Source organism: Desulfitobacterium elongatum (assembly GCF_055378975.1).
Map to the genome: position 1 here is coordinate 387564 of NZ_AP038772.1, position 11981 is coordinate 399544.

Here is an 11981-nt window from a genome sequence, read left to right on the forward strand (position 1 = left end):
TTTTGCTTTACATCGGACCTTCGCCGTATTGAATTCATTTTAAGCAGTCGGCTTCGGGCGAAACCGACCTTCAGCCGTTTAGTAGCCTTTTTGGGCATGCGGCTTCGGGCGAAACCTTCCACCGGAAGCTTTCGTCACCGGACACTTTCGTACTCTGTAAGCTGCGCGGACCAATCTAATCGCTCAGGATCATTCGTCATGAGCTTGAGGGCCACAGAGACGCTTCACACTTCTCCCATAACTTCCCCCATATGCGAAATATCATATCCCCCAATCCCCGAAACCTCATTTCGGAAGGCAGCCGACTTTAAGATGCTCAATAAGGCCTGGAAATGGGGTTTCGATAAATCCGCTTTGCGTACAACTAAATCATAGCGTTCCTTTTGTAAAGGGACGAAGTCGATATTGCTGACTTGCATGGCGGCCTTTTCAATTCCTAAGCCAACGTCCGCTTCACCGCGTGCCACTCTACTAGCGACCGCGACATGAGTCATTTCTTCATCTGCATAGCCTTGAACCTCTTGATGGGGGATTCCTACAACTCTCAGTTGCTCGTCAAGTAATACTCTTGCCCCTGAACCGCGTTCACGATTGACAAAACGAACATCAGATCGAGCCAGGTCACTCCAAGAAAGGATTTTCTTGGGGTTTTCCTTAGCCACATAAAACCCCTCAGCGCGGTAAACCAGATTAATGATACATGCTTGATGGCCCGGTAATAATCGACGAACATAGGGTAGGTTATATTCATTGGTATCACTATCCCATAGATGTGCGGTCACAACATTGGCAACCCCGCGGTAAAGAGCGGTTAACCCGTCAAGACTCCCGATATAATGGCGCAGAAAACGAATATGGGGAAACTGTCTTTCCAAGTGACGAGTCAAAATATCTAAGACAATGTCTTGTCCACAGATGACCAATCCTTGATCTTGTTCGAAGTAACGATTTACAGGTACATTTACCGCTGGAGAGACTTCCGGAGGAAGGCCAGAACTCCCCCCTTTAGACTTTTGAATATAACTCTCAAGGTCTGCACTCTCGACCCGAACTTTGCGACCAATATGATAAGCGCAGAGATCGCCGCGTTTGATCATCTCATAAACAGTGAACTTTGAAATTTTAAGGATCTTTGCCACTTCCTCAGGCGTATAAGAGACATCATTTGACAAAGAAATCTCACCTTCTTTCAGTTAAGTTAGTTTTTGTTATTGCAATTGATTATACCATATTATACAATAACCTTAAATTTAGTTATGTTAGTTTATGTTTGCTTATATTCGCAGAAGCGATTTATTATGGAGGTGAGCAGAGGTAAACAATTAGATAGCTAACAAAAACTAATATAACTGAATTAAGAGAGAGTAGATCTTATACGAAGACTAACTGCCACTCAATCTAATTGTATCAATAAAAGGCTTATGCTACAATAAAAAGGAGGATATTGTGTGAAGAGATTTTCAAAATTATTTCTCATTTCAAGTTTACTCGTTTCACTGATTTTGGTCGGTTGTGGTAATAGTAATACGAGTATCAATGCGAAAGATGCTGCACCGAATACCGCGCAAACAAAATCTTCGGAAATCATCGTATCGGCGGCCGCAAGCTTGAAGGACTCAATGACAGAACTACAAAAAGCTTATAACGCGAAAAACCCAAATATCAAGTTAACTTTCAATTTCGGGGCTTCTGGAACCCTCCAACAACAGATTGAGCAAGGAGCTCCAGCGGATCTCTTTATTTCTGCAGGAAAATCACAAGTTGATACTCTGGACCAGAAAAATCTGCTCGTCAAAGAAAGCATCGTCAATCTCGTTGGGAATGACTTAGTTCTTGTCGCTGGGAAGGATAACAAGGATGTTACTACTGTGCAAGATTTGACCAAACCAAGTGTTGAGAAAATCGGCATTGGAACACCTGAATCCGTCCCCGCCGGGAAATACGCACAGGAATCACTGACAAATCTTAAGCTTTGGGATACACTAAATCCAAAGTTCGTCATGGCGAAAGATGTAACCCAAGTTTTGAATTACGTAGAGACTGGGAACGTAGAAGCGGGAATCGTCTATAAATCGGATGCTCAAGGTTCTACAAAAGTAAAAGTGGTCGCAGCGTTCCCTGCTGATAGCCATAAGGCCATTGTTTATCCTGCAGGAATTGTTGCCGCAACGAAGGAAAAGGCGGCGGCAGGGGAATTCCTTAAGTATTTGCAAAGTCCTGAGGCCCAACAAATCTTTGTCAAATATGGCTTTTCATCTATGACAAAATAGTTTTCAGGAGATTTTTATGGATTTTGACTATTCCCCCATTCTTTTATCTTTAAAAGTTGCAGGAGCAGCCGTACTTATTGTCGTCTGCTCTTCTATTCCTATAGCGACCCTCATGGCAAAGTGTGAGTTCGTTGGCAAGAATATTGTGGAATCCATCCTCACTCTCCCTTTGGTGCTCCCGCCCTCTGTCGTGGGGTTTACTTTGCTATATGCTTTTGGTAAAAATGGACCTTTGGGTATATTCTTAGAGCATTTTTTTCATTTCAAAGTTGTGTTTACTATATGGGGTGCTATTATTGCCGCTGCGGTGGTTTCCTTTCCCTTAATGTATCAGTCAGTGAAGGCCGCTATCGAGAGTGTAGACGACAAATTGGAGAAGGCTGCACGTACCCTAGGGGCAGGAGAACTCAAGGTGTTCTTTACAATCACCATTCCTTTGGCTTGGAATGGGGTTGTCGCGGGTTTTGTTCTGGCTTTTGCTCGGTCTCTAGGAGAATTCGGGGCAACTCTGATGATTGCGGGGAACATCCCTGGAAAGACTTCAACCATGCCTCTCGCGATCTACTTTGCCAGTGAAAGTGGACAGACGCGTGAAGCTTGGATACTCGTTTCGATTATGGTCTTATTTAGTTTCCTGGTCATTTTTGGATTGAATCATTGGGGGAAGGGCTCGAAGAAGCGTAACTCAAATGAGGGGGTGGTGTAATGGTAAGGGTACACCTCAGAAAAAAGTTGCCTTCATATGACCTCGAGGTGAATTTCTCGATAGAGAATAATATCCTTGTCCTTGTCGGCCCCTCTGGAGCAGGGAAAACAACGATACTCCAGTGCATAGCGGGGCTTCAAACCCCGTCCTGGGGAGAAATCGTGATCAATGATAAATCTGTGTTTTCCTCCCAAGGAAAAATTGATGTACCCGTGAAAAACCGCCGCATTGGGTACGTTTTTCAGGACTATGCTCTCTTTCCGCATATGACCATCGAGAAGAATGTCCTTTATGGAAAGCCGAAAGAAGAGTGCGCTTCACATAAAGCCCTGGGCGTCTCAGAAATCTTAGAAATCCTTAAAATTGGACATCTTCGGCAACGTTATCCAAGCCAAATCTCGGGCGGAGAAAAGCAAAGGGTTGCCTTAGCCCGAGCATTAATGACTGAACCAGAGCTAATGCTCTTGGATGAACCGTTGTCCGCTCTCGATCTTGATACGCGGACACTCCTCCAACAAGAATTACTGAAAGTACAAAGTCAGTGGCAGATTCCTTTCATACTCGTTACTCATGATGCCCTTGAAGCAGAGATTCTAGGAAATCAAATCATTAAGATTGACAAGGGCGTGCAAGAAACATTGAAAATGCCTCGTGCTCCGCTGGCTCAAGTCATGAGAGTGTAATCTGAATGAGGCCCTTGCAGCTTGGTGACGATTCTTATAATACACTTATTTAGAAGAGGTAAGACTGGTTTGTGCACTTTGGAGGTTTTTGTGATTCTTGGTAGCCCTTGATCGTTTATTCATTTAAACGATCAAGGGCTATTTTTATTCCCCAATCACTCACCCATCCTTCCCTAGCCCAATACACTATTACAGATGAAGGCGGTAAGGGGGGAGTGCCATTGAGGAATGTTGTAGAGCTACATAGGTTAGGAATGAAGTATCAGTCCTTAAACGGGGAAATCGTCGCTCTTGAGAATATCAATTTTAATGTTCGTGAAGGAGAATTTGTCAGCATCGTCGGTCCAAGTGGTTGTGGAAAATCAACCCTCTTATCCATTATCTCCGGATTATTGCCACCCACCTCTGGAAATGTTCTCGTTGATGGAGAGGACGTCACGGGAACATCGAGAAAAATCGGCTACATGCTACAAAAGGATTACTTATTTGATTGGAGGACGATCTTTCAAAATATTCGACTCGGCCTGGAGATCCAGAAATCAGTTACCCCTGAGGCTAAAGAATATGCAGAACGACTTTTGAAAACCTATGGTCTTTATGAATTTCGGGATAAATACCCGAGCCAACTTTCTGGAGGGATGAGACAGAGGGCTGCCCTGATTCGCACCCTCGTCACCAATCCTCAGATTCTCCTTCTGGATGAAGCATTTTCCGCACTGGACTATCAAACGCGCCTTGCCGTAAATGATGATATCTACAAGATTATTAAGAAAGAAAATAAAACCGCCATCATGGTCACGCATGACATCGCGGAGAGTATCAGTATGGCAGATCGCGTCGTAGTGTTAACCCGAAGGCCTGGTACAGTAAAGAGCATTCACGATATCCATGTCAGTCTGGACGGACGGACCCCCTTAAGCTCCAGGGAAGCGCCAGAATTCAGAACGTATTTTCAGGAGATATGGAAGGAGCTAGATGTCCATGTCTAAACATCAAAGAGATCAAAAGGAATCTCCACAGATTCCTTCCATATCACCAGAACATCAGGAATTTCTGAGAGGTGTCCGCTTAGAAAAACTAAAGGTCAGACTCACTCAACTCCTTATCTTAATCCTAGCCTTTGGTCTATGGGAAATCTTTGCCAGGGCAAAAATTGTGGATCCCTTTATCACCAGTCAGCCTTCACGGATCCTTAAGACGATAGGGACGCTCTATGAACAAGGGGTACTTTTCGAACACATTGCGGTAACCTGTATTGAGACTATCGTTGGGTTTGTCCTTGGAACGCTCTTGGGAACGCTTCTGGCCATTGTATTATGGTGGTCGGAATTTATCTCTAAGGTTTCTGAACCGTATCTCGTTGTTCTTAACAGCCTTCCCAAAATCGCTCTTGGACCTATATTTATCGTCTGGATCGGAGCTGGTCCTGCAGCCATTATCGTGATGACCTTAGCGATCTCTTTAATAGTAACCATCCTTGAAGTATTAAACGGTTTTTTGTCGATCGACGTGGAGAAGATCAAACTTGTTCAGACCTTTGGAGGGACCAAATTTCAGGTATTGACAAAAGTTCTTCTTCCGGCGACTCTTCCCAATATAATAAACGCCCTGAAAGTCAATGTGGGGCTCTCTTGGGTGGGAGTAATCGTCGGAGAATTCCTAGTCTCAAAGGCTGGTTTAGGATATCTTATCGTCTATGGCGGGCAAGTCTTCAAGCTCGATCTAGTAATGACGAGTGTCCTAATTCTAGGCATAGCAGCAGCTCTGATGTATCAGGGAGTGGTATATCTTGAAAAGTTACTTGTGAAAAACCATAAGTAAAATCCAGGCGGAGAGAGAACTGCCCATTGACCATGGCTCAGCTCTCATCGATCAAGAAAAAGTTAAATTCACATATATTCTTTAAATATTAAAAAGGGAGGGTCTATATGAAACGGTATTTAGTTCTACTTATCGTGGCGCTTCTTGGTATCTCTTTGGTTACGACAGGGTGTAATAATCAAAGTGGAAAGACGGAGCAGCTAACAAAAATTAAACTTTCTGAAGTTACCCACTCTATATTTTACGCTCCTCAGTATGTCGCCCTAACGAAAGGATTCTTCAAGGAAGAAGGTCTTGAAGTCGAACTATTCAACGGTGCTGGCGCAGATAAAGTCATGACAGCTGTACTCACTGATCAAGTAGAGATTGGGTTTGCTGGACCAGAAGCAAGTGTCTATGTGCATAATGAAGGGAAAGAAGATAACAGTATCGTTTTTGCCCAATTGACGAACGGGGATGGGACTTTCCTCATGGCAAGACAGCCCAATCCGAATTTTAAGTGGAGCGATGTCAATGGGAAGACCATCATCGGCGGACGAAAAGGCGGAATGCCGGAGATTATTCTTCAGTACGTCCTACGTAATAACGGTCTAGTTCCAGGAAAAGATGTTAAGATTGACACCACCATGCAGTTCGCAGCAATGCCTGGAGCCTTCCTTGGAGGGCAAGGAGACTATGTCATTCTCTTCGAACCCACAGCCTCCGAAATGGAGAAAGAAGGAAAGGCCTATATCGTAGCTTCCTTAGGCAAATCCAGTGGAGAAGTTCCCTATACAGCCTACTTTGCAAAGAAGAGCTATATCGAGAAGAACCCAAACACAATCCAGAAATTCACTAACGCAATCTATAAAGGCCAACGCTGGGTGGCTACCCATACTCCTGAAGAAGTTGCTCAAGCCATCAAATCACACTTCCCAGAGGCCAATGATCAGATTCTCACCACGGTAGTAAAGCGTTATCAAGAGCAAAACACCTGGAAAAAGGATCCTATTCTCCTGGAAAAGGACCTTAATGTCTTACAAAAAGCGCTCCAAGATGCCGGTGTATTAGATAAGGTCGCACCCTACGATAAAATCGTGACCAGGGTATTTGCCGAAACCGCCATTAAGAATATCAAATAATTAGGTGCAAAATTGAGAGAGCTACTTCTTTTGAGAGTAGCTCTTTTAGCATGTTCGGAGGTAAAACTAAGGGCTTTTGTTGTGCATGAAAAAAACAATTTTAATAAAACTTCCTTATTTTTTAAAGGATTATAGAGGCTTAAATAGAATATATATGTTAAAGTTTGAAATTTTTGTAAAGTAGGTGTTGATATTATGCTTTTATGGATATTCATCTTAGCGACTTGCCTGCTTGCTGGGTATGTTTTCTGGCTTAAACGCAAATATCAAAATTTGCTATACATTGCTGACTCAGAAACTAGAATTTTCAGAAGTGCTTTTGAAGCTACGGCGATGGGAATGGCTGTAGTCAGCCCAGACTTTAATTACATTGTAATTAATAAGGCATATGGAGATATAATCGGATATACCACAAAAGAGCTATTTGACATGGTTCACAAGGATTTTATCCACCCAGACGACCGGGAGGGGGATACCCCTTATGTAAAGAAAATGTACGAAGGAAAAATTGACGCTTTTCGTTCCACCAAAAGGTATATCCACAAGGAAGGGCATATTATTTGGGCAGAAGCAACCGTTTCAATGGTTCGGGATGAAGAAGGTAGACCTAAGTATTATATTACACAAATTCAGGATATTACGTCTGCTAAAAAGGCGGAAGAAGAGTTAAGACAGTCCAGAGATCAGGCGGAAATCCTAGCCTGCACAGACCATCTCACAGGGTGCTTGAATCGAAGGGCATTTATCTTAAGACTGCAAGATGAGTTAGAACGCGTTAAGCGAACTGAAAGGCAGATGGCGATGATCCTTGTGGATATCGATCTGTTCAAGAGGGTGAATGATCAATTTGGTCATTTGGCAGGTGACTACGTCCTTCGGCAATTTAGCGAGTGTATAAAACAGAATGTCAGGACCTATGACTTCATCGGTCGTTATGGAGGAGAGGAATTTATCATCTGTCTCCCCGAATCTGACGCAGAACATGCCCTTGTGGTCGCCGAACGGATGAGAAAAAGCATTGAAGAGTTAGAGATAGAATACATGGGTTCTAAGATTACTGTTACTGGAAGCTTTGGCGTTGCATGTTATGAACATGATTCTACCGATAACATGGATCAGTTAATCTCTAGAGCCGATAAAGCGATGTATATCGCTAAGAGTCATAAGAACTCAGTATATCAGTGGGCATCTTAAATTCTTCATCCCACTTTATCCCAAACGATATTTCTTTGCATAATGATAATATGTAAGGATATTACAGGAAGAAAAGAAGAAAAACTGGGAAACTATAATAAACAATTGTAAAAAACTATATTGATATAAGACCTCTAAAGTGTTATGATAGTCTAAACTGTTGATGGGGAAGTAAAACCGCAAGACCAGCCTCAAAGAGAGCCGGGGTAGGTGGAAGCCTGGCAGGTAACGGAGCGTGTAAATGGGCCTCTGAGGGCGGAGCGAAAAGAAATGAGTAGCTTTCGACGCATAGCCAGCGTTACTGGGCTAAGGGTGTGATGGCACTCTGCAAGAGAGGATGCATGAACGAGTTTTCTTTTATATATCATGCATCAATTAAGGTGGTACCGCAGGTTTGACGCCTGTCCTTAAGTTTACGCTTAAGGGCAGGCGTTTTTGATTTAGGTACGAGCCTCTTTCCATTCATTTCCGCGGATGGATGGAATATTGCAGGGAAGAAACCCTCAAATCTTAATCCAAAAGAATTTGATAAGAGAGTGGGAGGAATCTTCAATGAAAAAAAGATTAGCGGGAATGATTGCAGGAGTTTTAAGTCTTTCATTAATCGCTTCAACAGTCGGTTGTGGGACGAATGCAGGTAGTAATACGGGAAAAGCCGATGGAAAAAAGAAAGTAGGAATTGTCCAGATTGTTGAGCATCCATCATTGAATACCATTAAAGACGCTTTCATCACTGAGTTGGCAGCGAAGGGCTTCAAAGATGGCGAAAATATAACCATCGATTATCAGAATGCTCAAGGCGATCAGACGAATTTAAAAACGATTGCCCAGAAGTTTGTAAAGAATAAATATGACCTTGTTGTTGCCATTGCGACTCCCTCGGCCCAAGCCGTCGTGAGTGAGACCAAGGAAATTCCAATTGTCTTCTCAGCTGCGACCGATCCCGTAGGCTCGGGTCTCGTAACGAGCCTGGAAAAACCCGCGGGGAATGTCACAGGAACTTCAGACCGGGTATCCGCTGAAAAAATTATGGAGTTAGCTAAGCAAATCACTCCGAATATGAAAACAGTCGGGGCACTCTATAACTCCAGCGAAACCAATTCAGTCTCCGTCATCAAAAATTTAAGGGAGTACGCCCAGAAAAATAACCTGCAAGTCGTCGAAGCCACAGTCATGAATTCTTCAGAAGTTCAGCAAGCCGTGAATTCCCTTCTCGGCAAAGCGGATGTCATCTTTTCTCCCATTGATAATACGATAGCCAGCGCAATGCCGCTAGTGACTCAGACCGCGAATAAAGCAAAAATCCCAGTCTACGTCGGAGCAGATTCCATGGTGAAAGACGGAGGACTCGCCACCTACGGAATTAACTACACCATTCTCGGAAAAGAAACTGCAACCATGGCTGCCGATATTCTTAACGGAAAGAAAGCTGGGGACATCCCAGTAAAAACCATGACCGATATGGATATCTATTTGAACAAGAAGACCGCAGACACGATCGGGATTACCTTCCCAGCGGATATCGTCAAGAAGGCGGCTCAGGTGTTTGAGAACTAAGATATATGAGCTAGAGGTCTCCAGGATTTTGCTTTACTCCGTTCACTCCGTAAGCTGCACGGACCGATCTAATCGCTCAAGTTCTCCGCTCCGACGGGTTCACCTTCAGCCGTTAAGCTGTCTCTTAAGCGTGCGGCTTCGGGCGAAACCCTCCACCGGAGGCTTTCGTGGCCAAATCGGCTCCTGCCTCGTGGCCGGTTGGAAACGTCCGTGTTTCCAACCCGTCTCCGCTGCGTACTTTTCTCGAAGATCGGTTACCGCTCGCTTAGAAGGCGTTCACTTCTGTAAAGCAAAATCCTTGGGTTGTTTCTTGGGCTATTGTTCTAGTATGTTTCTCAAGTCACATCTTGCATAACGCTAAAAGATTCTAAGACCACATAGAGTAGCTTCTCGCACAAGAGTGAACGATTTGCGGCGGAAGGGCGTTAAGGCGAATGGAGCTTTCGAGGGCGAGACCCGTCGTAGGGTTTCGGCCTTAGCAGCGGCGCCACTGGTTCACATGCAGTAAGCAAAAGGGTTTGGCAACGGAAGTGTCCAGTGGACATTTTCGCCCGAGGCGGCATTCCACAAATGATACTCATCCGCTGAAGGTGCTCCCTCGGAAGCGAGTTCGCCAGACCTGGAGCGCTAAGTGAACGATGTGCGAGAAGCTACACGACCTGATAGCATCGATATCCCACATATCCCCAGAAAATTTTCTAATTAAAGGAGTACAAGACCAATGAGCATCCTAGCCTTTCAAGGTTCCATCGAACTCGGAATAATCTATGCAATCATGGCACTTGGCGTCTTCATATCCTTCCGTACGCTGAATATGCCAGATATGACCGTCGACGGGAGCTTTGTCTCGGGGGCTGCCGTATCTGTCATCATGAGTATGAACGGACATCCCTATCTAGGCCTTGGGCTTGCTTTCATAGCAGGGTGTGGAGGGGGATGTATCATGGCCTTTCTTCATACCAAACTGAAGATACAGCCACTTCTCGCTGGAATCCTTTCCATGCTCGCTCTGTACTCCATCAATTTAAAGATTTTAGGGGGGAAAGCAAATATTGCCCTCTTGAATAAACCTACGGTGTTCAGTAACTTCGAAAAGGTTGTTAGTGGGGAATATAGTCGGCTCATCATTTCTTTGGGCTTAATCCTTTTTTGCCTGCTGGTGCTGTACCTCTTCTTGAACACCCGCCTTGGCTTTCTCCTGAGAGCGACTGGGGACAACGATCAGATGGTCAGAGCTTTAGGAGTAAACACGGATTTAATGATCTTTATTGGGCTTGCCATCTCCAATGGATTTGTAGCTCTTTCTGGAGCGATGATTGCCCAGTACCAATCCTTTGTCGATGTCGGAATGGGAGTGGGGATGGTCGTCATTGGACTCGCTTCCGTCATTATTGGAGAAGTCGTTTTTGGGACGAATTTCTTAATTCGTAGGTTAATTGCCGTAATTCTCGGATCAATCCTCTATCGGTTAATCATCGCCATTGCACTAGAACTGGGGATGCCACCGACCGATTTGAAGCTCGTATCTGCTGTGATTGTTGCCTTAGCCATGTCGACGCCTGTCCTTAATAAACAGTTTTCCGTAATGAAGAGAAAGTTCAATTCAGGTCGAGCGGATATGAAAAGGAATGCGCACTGAAAGGAGTGAGGGTCTAATGCTTAAATTAGAAGGAATCGGGAAAATCTTTGCCAAAGGAAGCAGCAATGAAAAGCGAGCACTGGATCAGGTCAACCTTTCTCTCCAAGAGGGTGAATTTGTCACCGTCATCGGAGGAAATGGCGCAGGAAAGTCCACCCTCTTTAACTGTATTTCCGGAGTGTATGAGGTGGAAGAAGGACGAATCTCTCTCGATTCTGTAGACATCACCTATTATCCAGAATACAAACGCTCGAAATATATCGGTAGAGTCTTCCAAGATCCCTTAAAAGGCACTGCCTATGATATGACCATCGAACAGAACCTAGCTATCGCTTTTGCTAAAGGACAACGAATCAGCTTGCGACCTGGAGCGACTCAGAAAGAACTTCGCCTTCTAAGAGAACGCCTGGAGGTACTAGACCTAGGGCTCGAGAATCGGATGAAGCATAAGGTCGGACTTCTCTCTGGAGGACAGCGTCAAGCCCTCACTCTTCTTATGGCAACCCTAGTCAAGCCAAAGATCCTCCTTCTCGATGAACACACAGCAGCTCTTGACCCAGCCATCGCTAAAAAGGTCATGATGCTAACACGTCAAATCGTGTCAGAAGAAAATCTTTGCACGTTAATGATTACGCATAATATGAAAGCTTCCCTGGAGTTTGGTACCCGGACGATCATGATGCATGAAGGAAGAATTATCTTGGATCTTCAGGGAGAAGAAAGAGACCAGATGACAGTCGATCAACTCATTGAACAGTTTGAGAAGAGAAGCGGCACAGAATTAGATAATGATCGTATGTTGCTTGGATAAAATCAAGAGCAATTGCCTTGTTAATGGTTTTTGTTAATGGTATTCAATACTGTTTTCTTCAAGTTAATAGTTTTTCGGTAAGGTAACGAGGAGTTCTATGGAGCACCTCGTTTTTTATTCCACGTCAGTAAGAAGACGTCGATGTTCAGACATATACTCAACTTAAATGAGTTGTAAAC

The 11981-nt window shown here is 44.2% G+C and carries 11 protein-coding genes; 10 read left to right on the forward strand and 1 reads right to left on the reverse strand.

The genetic code is table 11. The features are described from left to right. Nucleotides 1-224 precede the first annotated feature (224 nt). Nucleotides 225-1172, reverse strand: a complete 948-nt coding sequence (locus ACZ42W_RS01765) for a substrate-binding domain-containing protein (protein ID WP_464167956.1) — start codon at nucleotides 1170-1172, stop codon at nucleotides 225-227. Nucleotides 1173-1448: 276 nt separating this feature from the next. Here ACZ42W_RS01765 and modA point away from each other — a divergent pair, with 276 nt between their 5' ends. The 10 genes from modA to ACZ42W_RS01815 all read left to right on the forward strand — a co-directional run bounded on the left by modA (nucleotide 1449) and on the right by ACZ42W_RS01815 (nucleotide 11802). Next, a complete protein-coding gene (gene modA, locus ACZ42W_RS01770) occupies nucleotides 1449-2270 on the forward strand; it encodes a molybdate ABC transporter substrate-binding protein (protein ID WP_464167958.1) in 822 nt (273 codons plus the stop codon). 16 nt (nucleotides 2271-2286) lie between these two features. Further along, a complete protein-coding gene (gene modB / locus ACZ42W_RS01775) occupies nucleotides 2287-2976 on the forward strand; it encodes a molybdate ABC transporter permease subunit (RefSeq protein WP_464167960.1) in 690 nt (229 codons plus the stop codon). Then, nucleotides 2976-3659 (forward strand): ATP-binding cassette domain-containing protein, encoded by a 684-nt coding sequence (locus ACZ42W_RS01780; protein WP_464167962.1) that lies wholly within the window; start codon nucleotides 2976-2978, stop codon nucleotides 3657-3659. The genes modB and ACZ42W_RS01780 overlap by 1 nt, the downstream gene beginning before the upstream one ends. Nucleotides 3660-3880: 221 nt before the next feature. Continuing rightward, nucleotides 3881-4648 carry an ABC transporter ATP-binding protein gene (locus ACZ42W_RS01785; protein WP_464167964.1) on the forward strand — a complete coding sequence of 256 codons (768 nt, stop codon included), beginning with the start codon at nucleotides 3881-3883 and terminating at the stop codon, nucleotides 4646-4648. Further along, nucleotides 4641-5480 (forward strand): ABC transporter permease, encoded by an 840-nt coding sequence (locus ACZ42W_RS01790; protein WP_464167966.1) that lies wholly within the window; start codon nucleotides 4641-4643, stop codon nucleotides 5478-5480. Before ACZ42W_RS01785 ends, ACZ42W_RS01790 begins: the two co-directional genes overlap by 8 nt. A 107-nt stretch (nucleotides 5481-5587) precedes the next feature. Then, complete coding sequence (locus tag ACZ42W_RS01795; RefSeq protein WP_464167968.1) at nucleotides 5588-6601, forward strand: ABC transporter substrate-binding protein; 1014 nt, start codon at nucleotides 5588-5590, stop codon at nucleotides 6599-6601. 195 nt (nucleotides 6602-6796) lie between these two features. Then, nucleotides 6797-7795 carry a GGDEF domain-containing protein gene (locus ACZ42W_RS01800; RefSeq protein WP_464167970.1) on the forward strand — a complete coding sequence of 333 codons (999 nt, stop codon included), beginning with the start codon at nucleotides 6797-6799 and terminating at the stop codon, nucleotides 7793-7795. Between the two features lie 552 nt (nucleotides 7796-8347). Next, nucleotides 8348-9352, forward strand: coding sequence for an ABC transporter substrate binding protein (locus tag ACZ42W_RS01805; RefSeq protein WP_464167972.1), 1005 nt, complete (start codon nucleotides 8348-8350; stop codon nucleotides 9350-9352). A 721-nt stretch (nucleotides 9353-10073) separates the two neighbouring features. Further along, a complete protein-coding gene (locus ACZ42W_RS01810) occupies nucleotides 10074-10991 on the forward strand; it encodes an ABC transporter permease (protein WP_464167974.1) in 918 nt (305 codons plus the stop codon). Between the two features lie 16 nt (nucleotides 10992-11007). Beyond that, nucleotides 11008-11802, forward strand: coding sequence for an ABC transporter ATP-binding protein (locus ACZ42W_RS01815; protein ID WP_464167976.1), 795 nt, complete (start codon nucleotides 11008-11010; stop codon nucleotides 11800-11802). Nucleotides 11803-11981 lie beyond the last annotated feature (179 nt).

What these genes read in the sequence shown, in the direction of transcription:
- modB (WP_464167960.1), top strand. Translation starts at nt 2,287, where the DNA reads ATGGATTTTGACTATTCCCCCATTCTTTTATCTTTAAAAGTTGCAGGA.
- ACZ42W_RS01780 (WP_464167962.1), top strand. Translation starts at nt 2,976, where the DNA reads ATGGTAAGGGTACACCTCAGAAAAAAGTTGCCTTCATATGACCTCGAG.
- ACZ42W_RS01790 (WP_464167966.1), top strand. Translation starts at nt 4,641, where the DNA reads ATGTCTAAACATCAAAGAGATCAAAAGGAATCTCCACAGATTCCTTCC.
- ACZ42W_RS01795 (WP_464167968.1), top strand. Translation starts at nt 5,588, where the DNA reads ATGAAACGGTATTTAGTTCTACTTATCGTGGCGCTTCTTGGTATCTCT.
- ACZ42W_RS01800 (WP_464167970.1), top strand. Translation starts at nt 6,797, where the DNA reads ATGCTTTTATGGATATTCATCTTAGCGACTTGCCTGCTTGCTGGGTAT.
- ACZ42W_RS01805 (WP_464167972.1), top strand. Translation starts at nt 8,348, where the DNA reads ATGAAAAAAAGATTAGCGGGAATGATTGCAGGAGTTTTAAGTCTTTCA.
- ACZ42W_RS01810 (WP_464167974.1), top strand. Translation starts at nt 10,074, where the DNA reads ATGAGCATCCTAGCCTTTCAAGGTTCCATCGAACTCGGAATAATCTAT.
- ACZ42W_RS01815 (WP_464167976.1), top strand. Translation starts at nt 11,008, where the DNA reads ATGCTTAAATTAGAAGGAATCGGGAAAATCTTTGCCAAAGGAAGCAGC.